The organism is Bradyrhizobium sp. 4 (assembly GCF_023100905.1).
GTDB lineage: Bacteria > Pseudomonadota > Alphaproteobacteria > Rhizobiales > Xanthobacteraceae > Bradyrhizobium.
Genome location: NZ_CP064686.1, coordinates 1827885 through 1846046, shown reverse-complemented (window position 1 = coordinate 1846046; position 18162 = coordinate 1827885). Strand labels below are relative to the sequence as shown.

The window sequence follows — 18162 nt, the reverse complement described above, 5'->3', positions numbered from 1 at the left end:
CTGGACCCTGCCTGCGAGGTTCTGTCGCACAGACCCCGCTGGCTTTCAGGCGCTCCTCACTTCTTCTCGTTCGGGTCGCGGTGAATGGGATCGACCCACAGCACGGTCTCGGGCTTCTCGACCGGCTCGATGTCGAGGTTGACCGCGACCGCCTCGCCATCGCTGCGCACCAGGACGCATTCCAGCACCTCGTCCGGGCTGGCGTTGATCTCCTGATGCGGCACATAGGGCGGGACGAAAATGAAGTCGCCGGGGCCGGCTTCCGCGGTGAATTGCAGGCTCTCGCCCCAGCGCATCCGCGCCTTGCCCTTCACCACGTAGATGACGCTTTCGAGATGGCCATGGTGATGCGCGCCGGTCTTGGCGTCGGGCTTGATGCTGACCGTGCCCGCCCACAATTTCTGCGCACCGACGCGCGCGAAATTGATCGCGGCCGCGCGGTCCATGCCCGCCGTCGACGGCACATTGGTATCGAGCTGGTTGCCGGGAATGACGCGCACGCCGTCATGTTTCCAGCGATCGTCGTGATCGTGGTCATGGTGGGAATGCGAATGGTCATGGCCGGTCATGAGACTTGCTTTCTGTTGGTTCCGTGTGCGGCAAACTAACCCAAAGCCGCGACATCGAGCCATAACAAAATCGGAACCCTCATAGCCGTCGGACGTTGTCCTAGCGAGCAAAACGCGAGGAGAGTTTCATGGGTAGCACGACCGACAAGATCAAGGGCACCGCAAACGAGGCAATGGGCAAGGCCAAGCAGGGCGTCGGTGAAGCCACCGGGTCCGAGCGCCTGAAAGGTGAAGGTGCGGTCCAGGAAGTGAAGGGCAAGGGCCAGCAGGCCATGGGCGACGCCAAGGATGCCGCGAAGGACGCGGTCGATCGCGCCGCGGCCGCAGCCAAGCGCGCGACGGAATAAGACGAGATGACACCGTCGCATTGAAAGCGAAAAGACCGGCCGAGAGGCCGGTCTTTTTGTTTGCGGGCTTACTTCACCCCGAGCAATTCCACGTCGAACATCAGCGTCGCGTTCGGCGGGATCACGCCGCCTGCGCCGCGGGCGCCATAGCCGAGTTGCGGTGGAATGATCAGCGTGCGCTTGCCGCCGACCTTCATGGAGGCAACGCCCTCGTCCCAGCCGGCGATGACGCGGCCCTTGCCGATCGGAAATTCGAACGGCTCGTTGCGGTCGACCGACGAGTCGAATTTCTTGCCCTTCTGGCCGTTCTCGTAGAGCCAGCCGGTGTAGTGCATCACGCAGATCTGGCCGGGCTTGGGTGAAGCGCCGGTGCCGGCGACGCTGTCGGTGATCTGCAAACCTGAAGCTGTGGTCATGGTCTTCCCTGCGGTCTGGGCCGAGGCCGTGGTGGAAACGAAATCGGACACGCCGGCGATCACGGTGATCGCGAGTGCCGACATGATGGCGAGGAGCACGCGCTGTAAACGCTGCATAAGAGACCTTCCGTTTGAGGCGCAAGGTGTCTAGCGCAACGCCGACGCCGTTTCCACCCCTCACACCTCGATATTTTCGAGCCGCACGGGCAGCTTGCGAATGCGCTGGCCCGTGGCGTGATAGATCGCATTGCAGATCGCCGCATTGGTGCCGACATTGGCGAGCTCGCCGAGGCCCTTCACGCCTGCCGGGTTGATGTGATCGTCCTGCTCGGAGAGCAGAATCACCTCGACACCGGGCACGTCGGCATTCACGGGCACCAGATAGTCGGCAAGATTGTCGTTGACGTAGCGTGCATTGCGCTCGTCGATCTCGGTGGCCTCCAGCAGCGCCGAGGACATGCCCCAGATCAGGCCGCCCATGAGCTGGCTGCGCGCCGTGCGCGGATTCATAATGCGGCCCGCCGCGAACGCTCCCACCAGCCGCGGGGCACGAATTTCTTGGGTAAAGCGGTTGATGCGGACTTCGACGAACTCGGCACCGAAGGCATAGGCGATCTTGTCCTTCATCTGATGGCCACCGACGAGCCGCGCGTGCCCGCTGTGCATCGCCGTGAAGGAATCCAGCGGCGCGCCTTCGGGCTTCCACTCGCCATATTCCTCGACGATACCGACGCCGAGCGCGTCGAAGGCCTTCTCGAGATCGAGTGGACGATCGCTCTGCGCCGCCTGCGTGCTCGGCGCCTGGCTGATGCCGACAGTCTCCTTGGCCTTGTCGGCGAGGCTGTCGCTCGGCATCATGGCCTTGAACAGCCTTTGGCGAATCCGGTCGCACACCATCATCACCGCCGAGCAGGTGCTGGCAGTCGAGTTCGAACCGCCGGCAACAGGCGCCGGCGGCAGATCGCTGTCACCCAGAAAGACCGCGACCTTCTCCAGGGGTACGCCGAGCCGCTCGGCCGCGGTCTGGGCGATGACGGTATACGCACCGGTGCCGATCTCGTGACCGGCGATTTCGACCCGGGTACGGCCGTCACGCTGGAGGCGAACGCGCGCGGCAGAGGGCGCCATCTGCGTCGGATAGCAGGTGGCGGCACAGCCATAGCCGACCAGCCAGTCGCCGTCCGACATCGAATTCGGCTGCGGCGAACGCTGCGACCAGCCGAACGCCTTCGCGGCCTCGTCGAAGCACGCCATCAATGACCGCGATGTATAGGGCTTGCCGCCGATCGGCTCGACGGTGGTGTCGTTGATGCGGCGGAGCTCGACGGGGTCCATGTTCAGCTTCACCGCGAGCTCGTCCATCGCGCTCTCCAGCGCGAAGAGATACGGCACCTCGGGCGGTGAACGCATGAAGCCCGGCGTGTTGCGGTCGGCGCGCACGATCGAGACCAGACTGGCGACGTTCGGGCAGGCATAGAGCCGCGTCGTGGTCTTGGTGCCGCCGACGCAATAGGCATCCGGACGCGACGAAACCTCCGCGCCGTCGTGCCTCAAGGCCACCAGCTTGCCGTCCCGTCCCGCACCAAGCTTGATCGCATGGCGCGTCTCGGCGCGATGGGTGGCGATGGTGAAACCCTGGTCGCGGGTCGGCACCAGCTTGATCGGCCGGTTCAGGCGTTTGGCAATGCTGGCGATGATGGCGGTCCGCGGCGTCATCGAGCCGCGCGAACCAAAGCCGCCGCCGACATAGGGATTGACGACACGGACCTTGTCGGCGTCGATGCCGAGCTGCTCGGCGACGCCGTTCTTCAGGCCATAGACATACTGGCTGCCCTCGTAGATGACGAGCTCGTCGCCCATCCAGGCGCAGCTCGTCGTAAACAGCTCCATCGGATTGTGGTGCTGGGTCGGCGTTTCATAGGAGGCGGTGAGCTTGACCTCGGCCGCGTCGAACGCCTTGGCGAAATCGCCGACCTCCGGGTCTTCCTTGAACTGTGCGTTCTGTCCTTTTGCCGCTGCCGTGGTGGTCCCCGGCGAGTCGAAGCTCGCACTCGGCATTACGGCCGTGTAGCTGACCTTGACGCGATTGGCGGCCTCGCGCGCCGCCTCGTAACTCTCGGCGATGACGACGGCGATGATCTGGCCGTCATGGGCGATGTCGGCCGATTTCAGCGGCTGGATCGTGGTGCCGGCATAGCCGCCATTGCTGAACAGTTTCGATTCCTTCAGCTTCGGGGCGTTCTCGTGCGTGACGATGTCGATCACGCCGCGGACCCGCCTGGCATCGTCGAGATCGAAACTGTCGATGCGGCCCTTGGCGATGGCGCTGGTGACCAGGAATGCGTAGGCAGGATTGTCGAGCGGCATGTCGGACGCATATGTCGCCCGGCCCGTGACCTTTGCGGCCGCATCATAGCGCGGCACGGGCCGGCCCATGTTTGCTTTCGGCTCGGGAGCTGCAGCGGTCATGATCAGATCTCCATCGTTACGGCCTGCTGGAGCGCGCGCGCCACCACGCGCTTGCCGAGCGCGATCTTGAAGCTGTTGTGCCGGCGGCCCCTGGCGTCCGCAAACGCGGCATCGGCCACACGCTTCGTCAGACCGTCGTCGAATTTCTGTTCCTTCAGCAGCGCCTCCGCCTCGCGGGCCCGCCACGGCACGGTGGCGACGCCGCCGAGCGCGATACGCGCGTCCCTGATCGTGCCATCCTGCACGTCGAGCGCGACCGCAGACGACGACAGCGCGAACTCGTAGGACTGACGGTCGCGCGCCTTGAGATATACCGAGCGCGGCCAGCGGCCGGAAATGGAGAACGCAGAGATCAGCTCACCGGGCCGAAGTGTGGTCTCGATCTCGGGCGTGTTGCCGGGCGCCTTGTGCAAATCTGCGAACGGCAGGTTGCGCGTGCCGGACTTGCTGGTGATCTCGACCATCGCATCGAGCGCGATCAACGCCTGCGCAAAATCGCCGGGATAGGTCGCGATGCACTGATCGGACGTACCCAGCACCGCATGCATGCGATTGACGCCATCCATGGCGGCACAGCCCGAGCCAGGATTGCGCTTGTTGCAATTCTCATAGGAGACATCACGGAAATAGCTGCAACGCGTTCGCTGCATCACATTGCCGCCGAGCGTCGCCATGTTGCGCAGCTGGGCGCTGGCGGCGAGCTTCAGGGAATTCGCGATCACCGGGTAGTTGCGCTGGATCTCGGCATGCGCGGCCACGTCGGACATCTTGGCGAGCGCGCCCAGCCGTAAGCCGTCACTGCCGGGCTCGATCGCCGACCAGCCCCGCGCCAGCGGACTGATATCGACAATCGCCGCGGGCCGCATCACGTCCAGCTTCATCAGGTCGATCAGCGTGGTGCCGCCCGCGAGCGGCTGCGCCGTAGCCTTGGTCAGCGGATTGTTCGCGGCCGCGGCAGCGCTGAGCACCTGCACGGCCATGTCGGGGTCTGTTGCCCTTTGATACGAAAACGGTCGCATGCGCCTAGCCTTTCATGATCTCGGGCGCGGCCTGCTTCACGGCGGCGACGATATTGGGGTAGGCGGCGCAGCGGCAGATGTTGCCGCTCATGTATTCGCGGATGTCGGCCTCGCTGCCCGCATGCCCCTCCTTGACGCAGGCCACGGCGGACATGATCTGGCCCGGCGTACAATAGCCGCATTGAAACGCGTCGTTGTCGACGAAGGCCTGCTGCATCGGATGCAGATGATCGTCGGTGGCAAGGCCTTCGATCGTGGTGATCTCCTGCCCCTCGGCCGCCAGCGCGAGCGTCAGGCACGACACCACGCGTCGATCGTCGATCAGGACCGTGCAGGCACCACATTGGCCGTGGTCGCAGCCCTTTTTGCTGCCCGTGAGCTTGAGATGCTCCCGCAGCGCGTCGAGCACCGTCGTGCGCGCGTCGATGTGCAGGCGCTTGTCCTTGCCATTGACCCGCAGCGTGACATCGACAGGAAGCACCGGATCCTGGGCGGTCGACGCGCTCGCATCCTGCGCGGCCGCGCGCGCCGTCATGGGGACCAGCGCAGTGCCGGCGGCGCCGGCCATGAACGCGCGCCGATCGAATCCGGACGGTCCGGAACCTGGTTTTTCCGACATGGGAGGGCCTCCGCCGCTTGGAGCAAAAGCAGCGCACGCCTGCACCGCTCATCGGCCCTTAACCTGAAGCAATGAACTCCGTTCCGAACGAGAAAGGGCGACGCAGCAAATGCCGCGTCGCCCCTGCGTCAACTTTTCCTGATCTTGCGCGGGGAACTCCGTCCCGCGGGGGTCAATATCCGAGCGCGCAACCATCCTTGCGCGGATCGGAACCGCCGGTGAGCGTGCCCTTGTCCCAGTCGATCCAGATCGCCTGCGCGCCGCCGAGCGGACTGACGACGCTGGTGGTCTTGTGGCCGAGCTTCTTCAGGCCTTCGACGATATTGGCCGGCACGCTGTCCTCGAGCTGGTATTGGCCTTCGTAGTGCAGGCCGCGCGGCATATCGATCGCCTCCTGCACGTCGCAGCCATAATCGAGGATGTTGGTCACCACATGGGTCTGGCCAACCGGCTGATACTGTCCGCCCATCACCGCGAACGGCATCACGGAACGGCCGCTTTTGGTGAGCAGGCTCGGCATGATCGTGTGCAGCGGGCGCTTGCCGCCGGCGATGCAATTCGGATGGCCGGGCTGGATGCGGAAGCCGCCCGCGCGGTTCTGGAGCAGAACCCCGGTCTTGTTCGAGACGATCGCCGAGCCGAAGGAATGCGCGACCGAGTTGATGAACGAGCAGACGTTGCGGTCCTTGTCCACGACGGTGATGTAGATGGTCGAGGGATTCATCGGCGGCGCGACGTTCGGCAGGTCGAGCATGCCGTCCATGCGGATCTTGTCGATGTGCTCGTTGCAGTATTCCTTGGCGAGGATCTTGGCGACCTCGACCTGCATATGCTCGGGATCGGCGACATGCAGCTCGCGATGCATGTAGGCGATGCGCGCGGCCTCGGCTTCGAGGTGGAAGCGCTCGATGCTGAGCGGCGCGTATTTCGTCAGGTCGAACCGCGACAGGATGTTCAACATCAGCAGCATGGTGAGGCCGGGTCCGTTCGGCGGACACTGCCAGACGTCGTAGCCCTTGTACATGGTGCCGATCGGCGTCGTCGTCTCGGTGGTGTGCGCGGCGAAATCGTCGAGCGTGTGCAGGCCGCCGATTCCGCGCAGGGTCTCCACCATGTCTTCCGCGATCGGGCCCTTGTAGAAGGCGTCGCGGCCGTCCTTGGCGATCGCCCGCAGCGTCTTGCCGAGCTCGGCCTGGCGGATGACGTCGCCGGCCACCGGCGGCTTGCCGTGCGGCAACAGATAGCGCTCGGTGTTGGTGCCACCCTTCAGCTTCTCGAACTGGTTCTTCCAGTCGAAGGCGATGCGAGGGGCGACGACGTAGCCTTCCTCGGCCGCCTTGATCGCGGGCTGCAGCAGCCGGTCGAAGCCGAACTTGCCGTGATCGCGCAAAACGGTCGCAAAGGCGTCGATCACGCCGGGGATCGAGACCGCATGCGCCGAGGTCAGCGGCACGGAGTTGATCTTGCGCTCGAGATACCAGTCGGCGTTCGCCGCCTTCGGCGCGCGCCCCGAGCCGTTATAGGCGATGATCTTGCCCTCGCCGCGCGGCTGGATCAGCGCAAAGCAGTCGCCGCCGATGCCGGTCGATTGCGGCTCGATCACGCCGAGAATGGCCGAACCCGCGACAGCCGCGTCCACCGCCGTGCCGCCCTCGCGCAGCACCTCGATCGCGGCGAGCGACGCCTGCGGATGCGAGGTCGCCACCATCGCGTTGGTGGCGTGGACCGTGGACCTGCCGGGGAAATGGAAGTTTCTCATCGAATTCTTTGCTTTCATTGGGCGGATGGCGCGGATGGCGCGCCGGCTCGGAAAACCGGGCCTACATGACACATTCCGGCCGGCCGGGGCAATGCTGGCATGCCAGGGAAATGGCTGCCATCCGCTGGGAATAGAGCTGCTCGTTGCGGGTTTTCCGGGCTGGCTCCGCCTGCTAAACGGGCGCCATGATTTGCAAGGTCGCCGCCTTCTACCAATTCGCTGCCCTGCCCGATTACCGCGAGCTGCGGGAGCCGCTGCGCGCGTTCTGCGCAGGCCTGGCGCTGAAGGGCAGCGTGCTACTCGCGCAGGAGGGTATCAACGGCACCGTCGCGGGCCCGGGCGAGGCGATCGAAGCGCTCACCCATGAGCTCGCGCACGGCGACATGTTCGGCGGCAGGTTGAACAATCTCGAACTAAAATTCTCGACCGCCGAGACGATGCCGTTCGGCCGGCTCAAGGTGCGGCTGAAGAAGGAGATCGTCACGCTGGGTGACGAAACCGCCGATCCGACGCGGCAGGTCGGCACCTATGTCGATGCGAGCGAATGGAACGCGCTCATCGCGGCGCCCGATACGCTGGTGCTCGACACCAGGAACGCCTTCGAGGTGGCGATGGGGACGTTCGACGGCGCGCTCGACCCCGGCATCAGTAGCTTTGGCCAATTTAAACATTTTGCGGCTGAGCAGCTCGATCCCGCCAAGCACCGCAAGATCGCGATGTTCTGCACCGGCGGCATCCGCTGCGAGAAGGCGAGCGCGCATCTGCTCGCGCGCGGCTTTGCCGAGGTCTATCACCTCAAGGGCGGCATTCTCAAATATCTGGAAGAGGTGCCGGAGGCCGAGAGCCGCTGGCGCGGCGAATGCTTCGTGTTCGACGAGCGCGTCGCGCTCGTCCATGGTTTGCAGCAACTTGGTTTGCAACAACTTGATTTGCAGGAAAGTGGATTACGCGAACGGGACAAGGACGCGGCACGTGACGAATGAGATCAAGACGCTCGGCGAGCGCATCGACACGCTGGAGACGCGCCTCGCCTATCACGACGACGCGATCGAGACGCTGAACCAGACCATCACCGCGCAGTGGAAGCAGATCGACGCGCTGACGCGGAGGATCGCGGAGCTCGGCGAGCGGCTGCAGGAGGCCGAGGCGAATGCGCCGGGAGCGGCCAATGAGCGTCCGCCGCATTATTGAGCGGGGTTACTGACCGGACGCCTTGAGCAGGAGGTTGCTCACCTCGCCCGACATCATCAGCCGGTTGCGACCGGCCTCCTTGGCGGCATAGAGCGCCTGGTCGGCGGCTTCGATCAGCGAGACCACGCCGGCCGTGCGCTCCAGCGCCGGCCGGCAGGCAGCACCGCCGAGCGAAGCGGTGACGCAGCCAGCCACATGGTTGCTGGTGTGGACCAGGCCCGCATCACGGATCGCCCGTCGAATCCGGTCGCCGATCAGGGCGCAGCCCGCAGCGTCGGTGTTCGGCAGCAGCATGGCGAACTCCTCGCCGCCGTAGCGCGCCGCTAGATCGCCGGAACGATGCATTTCGGCGGCGATGATCTGCGCCACCTGCCGGAGGCAGGCATCGCCGGCTGGATGGCCGTATTCGTCGTTGTAAGACTTGAAGTGGTCGACGTCGATCATCAGCAAAGAGAGGCTGGAGCGCTCGCGATAGGCACGCGCCCACTCCTCCTTCAATCGTTCATCGAAGCGGCGGCGATTGGCAAGCCCGGTGAGGCTGTCCTCGATCGCGAGCGTTTCCAGCCGGGTCTCGAGCTTCTTCTGCTCGGTGATGTCGCGCGAGATCGCGACCACGCCGTCCACGCGGCCATTCTCCTTGCGGGTCACCCGCATGGTCGATTCGAGCCAGACTTCGGCGTTCTGCCGGTGCGCGTTGCGATAGGTGACGCGCACCTCCTCCTTTTCGCCGCGTTTCATGGCGTCGACGAGAGCCTGCACCTGCGGCCGGTCGTCCGCGTGAATGCCGGCGAGCGCGAGGGTACCGATCAGCTGATTGGCGCGCCAGCCGACGACGCCAATCGACGATGGCGAGACATAGCGCAGCCGCTCGTCGAGCCCGATACGCGTCACCATGTCGCTGGAGCCTTCGGCAAGAAGTCGGAAATGCGCCTCCTTCTCGACCAGCGCGGCCGCCATGCTCTGGCCCCGTTGCAACTGCCGCACCAGCACCGCACCGATGATCGCGATCAGCATGACCAGCGCGAGCACGTAGAGCATGCGGGAGGTCGCCGCAGAGCGCCAGGGCGCCAGCAGTTCGGCCTTGTCGACGGTGGCGAGCAGGACCAGCGGATAGCGGCCAGAGCGCTTGAAGAAGCTGACGCGGTCGGCGCCGTCGAGCGGCGACTTGAAATGATAGGCGCCGCCCGGCCGCTGCAGGCTGGCGTCGCGAAACAGCGGCGTATCGGCAACGCTGCGGCCGACGAACCTGTCGTTGCTGGGGTTGCGCGCGATGATCAGGCCGTCGCCGTGCGTCAACGCCACCGAGCTGTTGCGGCCGATCTCAAACTGTTCGTAGAAATGCGAGAGATAGTTGGAGCTGATGGTCGCGAGCACCACGCCGCCGAAGCTGCCGTCGGGCTTGTTGAACCGCCGCGACAAGGTTACGACCCATTCGCCGTCGAGCAGGCTCTTCACGGGACGGCCGACATGGGGCTCCCGTTTCGGCGAGAGCTGGTGATAACGGAAGAACGCGTCGTCGTTGAGAGTCGAGCCGATCGTACCGGGCGAGGTCAACCAGTTGCCGCGGTCGTCGATGATGGCGAGGCTGTGGACACGCTCCATCGCCTTCTTGCGCGCCTCCAGCAGGGTTCTGAGCTTGGCGATCGTGGCCGGCTCGGCGCCGTCCATCTCCAGCCGGCTGACGACGCCGACGACGCCTGAATCCAGCAGATCGAGGCTGTCCTCGGCATGCTGCGTCAGCGAGCGAGCAACATTCGCCATCTCGGTCTCGGCACCCTTGAGCACCGCGTCGCGCGCCGCCCATTCCCGCCAGCCGCTGACGCCGAGGATGGCCACGCAGGTCAGCGCCACGAACGCAGCTGCCCGCAGCGGCAGGCGGCTCCATCCGGCTCTTTGGGTCACAGCGCTCATGCAGCAGAAATCTCCGATCGCCGGAACTTCTGCCGCTTCTGTTATTGAACTCTGAAACGTCGGGATAAATATGCAGTGATGTCCCCGGTTTTCCGTAGTCGTACGGACGCCGGACTCAGCGCATCGCTAACAAGGCATTAGCAAACCTATCGGAATCCGGCGCACCCGCCGCTAGCTGAAGATGGCCTTAACCTTGTCCCAGAGCGAGGGATTGTCGGCCTCCGCATCGGCCTTCGAGGGCGTCGGCTGGGCGGCGCTCACGGGATCGGATGCCGGGAAGGTATCCTTCAGCCCGGCGTCGAGCTTGGCGTGGCGGTCGGCGGCGAGGGCTTCGTGCAGATCGTCGGCGTGCTTGTCATGCGGCGCGGGGTTGAATGTCTCAGCCATGGTCTCGTCCTCCGTTGGCTGGTCAACGCGGCCCAATTGCGCTTGGTTCCACTGTTCCGCTTCGGGCCGTGGCGGTGTATCAGGAGCCGTAACCATCTTCAGGACCGTTCGTGCCCCAGTCTGCGACAAAACCCTTCATCGACGTCCTCTCCGGCCAGCAGCAGATCGTTCCGCCGGTCTGGATGATGCGGCAGGCCGGCCGTTACTTGCCGGAATATCGCGAGGTGCGCGCCAAGGCCGGCGGCTTCCTCGACCTCTGCTTCAACCCGGAGCTTGCCGCGGAGGTGACGCTGCAACCGATCCGGAGGTTCGGCTTCGATGCGGCGATCATCTTCTCCGACATCCTGGTGATCCCCTATGCGCTCGGTCGTTCCGTGCGCTTCGAGGTCGGCGAGGGTCCGCGGCTCGAACCGCTGGATGATCCCGCCAAGGTCGCGACACTGGCGAAGCAAGCCGATTTCGGCAAGCTCGCCCCGGTGTTCGAGGCCCTCAAGATCGTGCGCGGCGCGCTCGATCCCAGGATCGCGCTGATCGGCTTCTGCGGCGCCCCGTGGACGGTGGCGACCTACATGGTCGCCGGCCAGGGCACGCCCGACCAGGCGCCGGCGCGGATGATGGCCTACCGGCATCCGGAGGCGTTCGCAGCTATCATCGACGTGCTGGTCGAGAACTCGATCGAATATCTGCTGGCGCAGCTTGCGGCCGGCGCCAACGCCTTGCAGATCTTCGACACCTGGGCCGGCGTGCTGCCACCCGCCGAATTCGCGCGCTGGTCGGTCGAGCCGACCCGGCGCATCGTCGAAGGCGTGCGCGCCAAGATGCCGGACGCGAAGATCATCGGCTTTCCGCGCGGCGCCGGCGCGCAACTGCCCGGGTTCGTCGAGGCGACCGGCGTCAACGCGGTCAGCATCGACTGGACCGCGGAGCCGGCCTTCATCCGCGAGCGCGTGCAGAGCAAGGTTGCGGTTCAGGGCAATCTCGATCCGCTGGTGCTGATCACAGGCGGCGCCGCGCTCGACCGCGCGGTCGACAACACGCTGGCGAATTTCGCGCAAGGGCGGTTCATCTTCAATCTCGGCCACGGCATCCAGCCGGAAACACCGATCGCCCATGTCGAGCAGATGCTGAAGCGGGTGCGGGGCTGATTTATTTTGCGCCTAGGGAGCGGGAAAACAAAAAAGCGCGAAAACAACCCCATGCACAGTAGAGAGGCCACGCCCGATCAATGACTTAGGGCGGACCGAAATCAGGTGCGCCGTCATCACATCAGGTCGCGCCAACATTTGACCCGTCGGGCAAAACAGGCGCATGATCCCATCATCGCAGCGCTGTCCCCCTCGTCATTGCGAACCTGCGGGAAAGCTTACCGCGGCCGGCTGCGCTCGATGATCTCGGCGGCGCCCTTGGCCAGCAGATCCAGTCCCACCGCACGGCCGAGTTCGCGGGGACGATTGGCGGGACCCGAACGCAAGGCTTCGATGATGGTATTGCCGGAGAGATCGAGCACGGACGCGGTGAGCGACATCTGATCGCCCGCAATGGTCGAAAAGCCCGCCACCGGCGAATTGCAATGGCCGTTCAGCACCCACAGCACTTCGCGCTCGGCATCGGCGCAGGCGTGAGCAGCGGGATCGTCGATCGATGCAAGAATGCGACGCGTCTGCCAGTCCTGTGCCGCGCATTCGACCGCGACGATGCCCTGCCCCGCTGCCGGCAGCATTTCCGCCGCGGAGAATTCGTAGCCGATGCGATGGGAAAGGCCGACGCGGTCGAGGCCGGACCGCGCCATGATCAGCGCGTCCGCGGGCCCCACCGCGTCGCCATCCGGCAGGCGCTGCTTCTCGCCATTGTCCAGTTTTCGCACGCGCGTGTCGGCGGCGCCGCGGAAGTGGATGATCTCGACGTCGGGAAACAATCGCCGCGCGTAGGCGGCGCGGCGGACCGCGTTGGTGCCGATCTTGAAACCCTTGCCACGCGACTGGCGCAATGCCTCCAGCGTCACGCCGTTGCGCAGGACCAGCGCGTCATTGGGAGGATCGCGCGAGAGCGTGGCGCCGATCACGAGGCCGGGCGTGTCTTCGTTGCCGGGCATGTCCTTCAGCGAATGCATCGCCGCATGGAGCTCGCCCGACAGCACGGCGGCGCGGATCTGCGCCACGAAGGCACCGCCCTTGCCGCCATGGGGCAGCAGCTTGCTGGTCTGGTCGAGATCGCCCGTGGTGTCGAACTTGACGATCTCGACGTCGAGATCGGGCATGGCAGCGGTCAGGCGGCGCGCGATCTCTTCCGTCTGTGCCAGCGCCATCGCGCTCTTGCGTGTGCCGATCTTGAATCGCGTAGCCAAGCCCAAATCCTCTCAAGACGCGAGTTTACCGCGCATCCTCCAATATCATGTCGGAGGCCTTTTCGGCGATCATGATGATCGGCGCGTTGGTGTTCCCCGACACGAGATCGGGCATGATCGAGCCGTCGACGATTCGGAGGCCTTCGAGGCCCCTCACCTTCAGCCGCTGATCGACCACCGCGAGCGCATCATTGCCCATACGACAGGTCGAGGTCGGATGGTAGATGGTGCTGCCCCGCTCACGGCAATAATCCAGCAGCTCGGCATCCGTGGACACCTTCGCTCCGGGATCGTATTCGTCGACCACGAACGGCTTCAGCGCCGGTGCATGCAATATGTTGCGCAGGATCTTCAGGCCTTCCACGTTGGTGGTGCGGTCGGTCTCGGTCGACATATAGTTGATGCGGATCTCCGGCGGCACTGTCGGGTCGGCGCTCTTGATGCGCAAGGACCCGCGGCTTTCGGGACGGAGCTGGCACACCGACGCCGTGAAGCCGGAGAAACCATGAAGCTTCTCACCCATCTTGTCGGTCGAGAACGGCAGGAAATGGACCTGGATGTCCGGCGAGGCCAGCCGCGGACTGGTCTTGAAGAACGCGCCCGCCGTGCCGGCCGCGATTGTCAGCCAGCCTTTGCGGAACAGCGCATAGCGCGCACCGGCCATCGTGCGGCGGAGCGGATGATTGACGGTGTCGTTCAGCGTGATCTTCTGCGAGCAGCGCATCACGATGCGCACCTGCATGTGGTCCTGGAGATCGTGCCCGACGCCCGGCGCGTCCAGCACGACATCGATGCCGTGCTTGCGCAGGAGGTCGCCGGGGCCGACGCCGGAGAGCTGGAGCAGCTGCGGTGAGTTGTAGGCGCCGCTCGACAGCACGACCTCCTTGCGCGCGCGGGCGCGGCGCAAAGTGGCGCCCTGACGGTATTCAACGCCGGCCGCGCGGCGGCCCTCGAACAGCACGCGCTGGCCGAGCGCGCCAGTTTCGATCTTGAGATTGCCGCGGGCCTTGGCGGGGCCGAGATAGGCCACCGCCGTCGAGGCGCGGCGGCCATTGCGGGTCGTGGTCTGGAACAGGCCGACACCTTCCTGCGTGGCGCCGTTGAAATCAGGATTGTAGGGCAGGCCGGTCTCGACCGCGGCGTCGATGAAGGCCTTCGACAGCGGATCGGTCACGACCATGTTGGACACCGGCAGCGGGCCGCCGCTGCCGTGATATTGATCGGCGCCGCGCGACTGGTTCTCGGCCTTCTTGAAATAGGGCAGCACGTCGTCATAGCCCCAGCCGGCGTTGCCGCGCTGACGCCATCTGTCGTAATCCTCGTGCTGACCGCGGACATAGAGCAGACCGTTGATCGAGCTCGATCCGCCCAGCGTCTTGCCGCGCGGCTGGAACACCTGGCGGCCCTTCAGCTCGGGCTCCGGCTCGGTCTGGTACATCCAGTTGACGGTCTTTTCCTTGAACAGCTTGCCGTAGCCGAGCGGCACGTGGATCCAGATGTTGGAATCCTTCGGCCCTGCCTCGAGCAGCAGCACGCTGTGCTTGCCGTTCGCCGACAGCCGGTTGGCGAGCACGCAGCCCGCAGAGCCGGCACCGACGATAATGTAGTCGAATTCAGGATCGGAGGGCGTCAGGGAGGAAGTTGCGTTCATGCGCTACTGTTCTTTTTGTTGGTGGGGGCGTTTCCAATCATCACTTAGCATGATCATGCGGCGACGCGCAGCGCCTCGACCAGCGACCTGAACGCACGGGCATATTCCGCACCCGCCCTTGCGATATCGGCGCGTCCGGCGCAGGCGACGGCGGCCTCCGTCACCGCGCCGAGCAGCAGCCGGGCCAGCGGCTCGACCGGCTGCCGCGCGATCAGGCCGGCCTCCATCGCCGCCGCGATCGCGCGCGGCAGCTTGCCCCCGAAATGTTTGGCGTCGATCTCGCGCCAGCGCTCCCAGCCGAGCACGGCCGGGCCATCGCGCAGGATGATCTGACCGGTCGGGCCTTTGGCGGTCGCGGCGAAATAATGCTGGGTGCCTGCGACCATCGCGGCGAGCACGTCCTTCTCGGCGCGGGCCGTGCTGTCGATCTCGGCGACGAGATCGCGCGAGACCTGGTCGAACACCGCTTCGAACACCGCCTCCTTGGTCTTGAAGTGATGATAGACCGCGCCCTTGGCGACGTGGGCGGCTTCGGCGATCTCGTCCATCGTCGTCGCGGCAAAGCCTTGCGTCCCGAACAGGCGGCGCGCCGCCGTCAGGATCGCCTCCGATGTCGCAGCCCGCCGCTCCGCCTGTTTTGCCATGGGTGTGCTGTAGTCGAAATGGACCAGGACAGCCAGTTGACTTTTCGACCGCCGGTCGGTATTTACCGACTAGTAGTCGGTTTTACTCGTGAGGTGTGCCATGCCGAGCCGTGATGTCGTCGAAGCTTTCGCCAACCGATTGGAGGACGGGGATTTCGTCGGCGCGATCCTCGACTACTACGCGCCGGACGGCGCCACCTATGAAAACCAGGCCGAACCCCTGGTCGGACGCGACAAGCTCGCGGCCAAGGAGCGCGGCGTGCTGGCAGCCTTCAAGGAGGTCAGGGCCGTGCGCATCGGGCCAAGCCTGATCGAAGGCGACCATGTCGCTACGCGCTGGAGATTCAGCTTCACCAATGCCGAAGGCATCATCCGAACGTTGGATGAGATCGCATGGCAGACGTGGCGGGGCGATGAGCTCGTCGAGGAACGCTTTTATTACGACCCCAAGCAGATGGGGCGGTGATGCCTAGAGCAAAGCTGTCATCGCCCGGCTTGACCGGGCGATCCAGTATTCCGAGACAGGTGTGATTGATCGGATAGGCAGCAGCGTACTGGGTGCCCCGCCGGAGCCTGTCATCGGGCTCGCCGAAGGCGAGACCCGGTGGCGGGGCATGACAGTGAATTGGTGGCGAACACCGAGCCGCCGTCACAACCGTAATGCGGGGTGCCGCATTTGTATCGATTTGTTATCGATACAATATCGCGAACACGCAGAAGTGGTCAGAGCAATCATCGCAAGCTTGGATAATTCATAGTTCGTCAAAGGTTTGCAGCGAAGTCTCCGGACCGGGCCGGACAAGCGGCCCAAGCTGCTAGGCTCTGGAATGCGGACTCAAACGACCAGCTCTTTCGCGCGGCTGTTCGCCGGCGATCTGTCGGCCTTTGGCGGTCCCGTAACCGACGAAGCCGTCGCCGGCCATATCCGCGCCGAACAGATGTCGCTGGTGCTCGGCTATTCGGTCGGCATCATGCTGGCCAATGCCTGCAACGCCGGGGTGCTCGTCGTCGCGCTGTGGCATTCGCCGGACTTGAAGCTGGCCTTGATCTGGGCCGCCATCGTGGCGGGCGCCGCGATCGCGTTCGGCCTGCAATCCCATGCCGCGCGCCGCATCACCAAACCGCAATTCGTCTCGCGCCGGGCCATGCATCGGCTGGTGCGCAATGCTTTCATCCTCGGCGCCGCCTGGGGCACCGTCCCGGTCGCATTCTTCGCCAATGCCTCAACCGGCGGGCAGCTCGTCATCACCTGCCTTTGTTCGGGGATGCTGGCGGGGGGCGCGCTGGCCTTCGCCACGATCCCGATCGCCGCGATCGCATTCACGGCCCCGATCTTCGCTGGCATCGCGATCTGCCTCGGCAGGAATGGCGATCCGGCGTTTCTGCTGATCGCCTTCCTGGTGGTGGTCTACGGATCGGTGCTGCTGCGCAGCGTGTTCGTCAATTCGATCGCGTTCGCACGGCGCGTGATGCGGCAGATCGAGGCCGAACGTACGGTGCGGCAGGACCCGCTGACCCATCTGCCCAATCGCGTCGCGTTCAACGAAACGCTCGATGCAGCCTTGAAGCGGCTCGTTCTGTCCGGCGAGGAATTCGCGGTCCTTCTGCTCGATCTCGATCGTTTCAAGGAGGTCAACGACAAGTTCGGCCATCCCGCCGGCGACGAGTTCCTGGTCCAGATCGCAAGCCGCCTGCAACGGTGCACCCGCGCGGCCGAGCATGTCGCACGGATCGGCGGTGACGAATTCGCGCTGGTGATGGCCAATCTGGCGCGGCCGGAGGATGCGCTCGAGATCGCCGAGCGCTTCGTCGCGGCCTTCGACGAACCGTTCCAGATCGAGGGCCGCCAGATCGTCGGCGCGACCAGCGTCGGCATCGTGCTGGCGCCGCGTGACGGCAGCACGCAACTCGACATCATGAAGAACGTCGACACCGCACTCTATCGCGCCAAGAACGCCGGACCCGGCACGGTGTGTTTCTTCGAGGAAGCCGACGACCGCTCGTCACGCGACCGCAAGGCGCTGCAATCGGATCTGGAAGGCGCCATCGCCAGGGACGAGCTGTTCCTGGTGTTCCAGCCCTTTCTCGACCTCAACGGCAACCGCATCACCGGGTTCGAGGCGCTGCTGCGTTGGCAGCATCCCCAGCGCGGACTGGTGCCGCCGAGCGAGTTCATTCCGATCGCCGAGGAAACCGGGCTGATCCACGAGATCGGCGAATGGGTCGTCCGCCGCGCCTGCGCGACGGTTGCCGAGTGGCCCGAAGAGATCAGGGTCGCCGTGAATTTCTCGGCCGCACAGTTTCACAACAACGGCCTCCTCCAGATCATCGTGCAGGCACTTGCGGACGCGAAGATCGCCCCGCACCGGCTCGAGATCGAGATCACGGAATCGATGCTGCTGTCGCAATACGCCTCCGCCGCGTCGGTCCTCAACGCGCTGCTGGAGCTCGGCGTCACCGTGGCGCTCGACGATTTCGGCACCGGCTTCTCCTCGCTGACCTATCTGCGCAAGCTCCCGTTCAGCCGCATCAAGATCGACCAGTCCTTCATCCGCGACATGCTGGTGCAGCCGGACTGCGCCGCGATCGTGAAATCGGTGATCGGGCTCGCGCGCGACCTGCGCATCGGCGTGGTCGCGGAAGGCGTCGAGACCGCCGACCAGCTCGAATATCTGCGCCAGATCGGTTGCGACGAAGTTCAGGGTTATCTCATCAGCCGGCCGGTGTCGGCGGATCAGGTTCTGCCGCTGCTGGATCCGAAGAAGCTTCGGGCGACTTACGCGGCATAGCCTAGACCATCATGTGTGCTTGATGCCTCAGGTGCTCTCGCAGCGCG

Annotated in this window: 17 protein-coding genes; 6 read left to right on the top strand and 11 right to left on the bottom strand. The window is 65.0% G+C overall.

All coding sequences use genetic code 11. The features are described from left to right. Positions 1-56: 56 nt before the first annotated feature. A complete protein-coding gene (locus tag IVB45_RS08420) occupies positions 57-569 on the bottom strand; it encodes a cupin domain-containing protein (RefSeq protein WP_027568511.1) in 513 nt (170 codons plus the stop codon). 128 nt (positions 570-697) lie between these two features. Between IVB45_RS08420 and IVB45_RS08415 the strand changes: the two genes are divergently transcribed. Next, positions 698-916 carry a CsbD family protein gene (locus IVB45_RS08415; protein ID WP_007606928.1) on the top strand — a complete coding sequence of 73 codons (219 nt, stop codon included), beginning with the start codon at positions 698-700 and terminating at the stop codon, positions 914-916. A gap of 68 nt (positions 917-984) precedes the next feature. Here the strand turns inward: IVB45_RS08415 and IVB45_RS08410 are convergent, their stop codons facing one another. From IVB45_RS08410 to ggt, 5 genes are all read right to left on the bottom strand, one after another. Next, positions 985-1449 carry an FKBP-type peptidyl-prolyl cis-trans isomerase gene (locus IVB45_RS08410; RefSeq protein WP_007606926.1) on the bottom strand — a complete coding sequence of 155 codons (465 nt, stop codon included), beginning with the start codon at positions 1447-1449 and terminating at the stop codon, positions 985-987. A gap of 60 nt (positions 1450-1509) precedes the next feature. Then, complete coding sequence (locus tag IVB45_RS08405; RefSeq protein WP_247357076.1) at positions 1510-3801, bottom strand: xanthine dehydrogenase family protein molybdopterin-binding subunit; 2292 nt, start codon at positions 3799-3801, stop codon at positions 1510-1512. A 2-nt stretch (positions 3802-3803) separates the two neighbouring features. Next, a complete protein-coding gene (locus IVB45_RS08400; protein WP_247357077.1) occupies positions 3804-4820 on the bottom strand; it encodes a xanthine dehydrogenase family protein subunit M in 1017 nt (338 codons plus the stop codon). A gap of 4 nt (positions 4821-4824) precedes the next feature. Then, positions 4825-5388: a (2Fe-2S)-binding protein gene (locus tag IVB45_RS08395; protein WP_245287830.1), complete on the bottom strand. Its 564-nt coding sequence runs from the start codon at positions 5386-5388 to the stop codon at positions 4825-4827. 223 nt (positions 5389-5611) lie between these two features. After that, positions 5612-7198: a gamma-glutamyltransferase gene (ggt, locus tag IVB45_RS08390; RefSeq protein WP_247357078.1), complete on the bottom strand. Its 1587-nt coding sequence runs from the start codon at positions 7196-7198 to the stop codon at positions 5612-5614. Between the two features lie 185 nt (positions 7199-7383). Between ggt and IVB45_RS08385 the strand changes: the two genes are divergently transcribed. Further along, positions 7384-8181 (top strand): rhodanese-related sulfurtransferase, encoded by a 798-nt coding sequence (locus IVB45_RS08385; RefSeq protein WP_247357079.1) that lies wholly within the window; start codon positions 7384-7386, stop codon positions 8179-8181. Next, the gene (locus tag IVB45_RS08380; RefSeq protein WP_247357080.1) at positions 8171-8389 is read left to right on the top strand and encodes a SlyX family protein; all 219 of its coding nucleotides are present in this window, start codon (positions 8171-8173) and stop codon (positions 8387-8389) included. The genes IVB45_RS08385 and IVB45_RS08380 overlap by 11 nt, the downstream gene beginning before the upstream one ends. Before the next feature lie 6 nt (positions 8390-8395). On the opposite strand, the gene IVB45_RS08375 is transcribed toward IVB45_RS08380, so the two are convergent. Continuing rightward, complete coding sequence (locus IVB45_RS08375) at positions 8396-10300, bottom strand: diguanylate cyclase (RefSeq protein WP_247357081.1); 1905 nt, start codon at positions 10298-10300, stop codon at positions 8396-8398. Positions 10301-10471: 171 nt separating this feature from the next. Then, positions 10472-10687 (bottom strand): hypothetical protein, encoded by a 216-nt coding sequence (locus IVB45_RS08370; protein WP_007595236.1) that lies wholly within the window; start codon positions 10685-10687, stop codon positions 10472-10474. 110 nt (positions 10688-10797) lie between these two features. On the opposite strand from IVB45_RS08370, the gene hemE reads away from it, so the two are divergent. Next, positions 10798-11832 (top strand): uroporphyrinogen decarboxylase, encoded by a 1035-nt coding sequence (gene hemE, locus IVB45_RS08365; RefSeq protein ID WP_247357082.1) that lies wholly within the window; start codon positions 10798-10800, stop codon positions 11830-11832. Positions 11833-12050: 218 nt separating this feature from the next. On the opposite strand, the gene hemC is transcribed toward hemE, so the two are convergent. Genes hemC through IVB45_RS08350 form a run of 3 tightly spaced genes read right to left on the bottom strand, consistent with a single transcriptional unit; the run spans position 12051 to position 15326 of the window. Continuing rightward, positions 12051-13031: a hydroxymethylbilane synthase gene (gene hemC, locus IVB45_RS08360; protein WP_247357083.1), complete on the bottom strand. Its 981-nt coding sequence runs from the start codon at positions 13029-13031 to the stop codon at positions 12051-12053. Positions 13032-13056: 25 nt separating this feature from the next. Next, positions 13057-14682, bottom strand: a complete 1626-nt coding sequence (locus IVB45_RS08355; protein ID WP_247357084.1) for a choline dehydrogenase — start codon at positions 14680-14682, stop codon at positions 13057-13059. Between the two features lie 53 nt (positions 14683-14735). Further along, a complete protein-coding gene (locus tag IVB45_RS08350) occupies positions 14736-15326 on the bottom strand; it encodes a TetR/AcrR family transcriptional regulator (protein WP_247357085.1) in 591 nt (196 codons plus the stop codon). A gap of 100 nt (positions 15327-15426) precedes the next feature. On the opposite strand from IVB45_RS08350, the gene IVB45_RS08345 reads away from it, so the two are divergent. Together IVB45_RS08345 and IVB45_RS08340 are read left to right on the top strand one after the other, a co-directional pair. After that, entirely contained in the window at positions 15427-15792 is a 366-nt protein-coding gene (locus IVB45_RS08345; RefSeq protein WP_247357086.1) for a nuclear transport factor 2 family protein, read from the top strand. 361 nt (positions 15793-16153) lie between these two features. After that, entirely contained in the window at positions 16154-18115 is a 1962-nt protein-coding gene (locus IVB45_RS08340) for an EAL domain-containing protein (protein WP_247357087.1), read from the top strand. Positions 18116-18162: the final 47 nt, after the last annotated feature.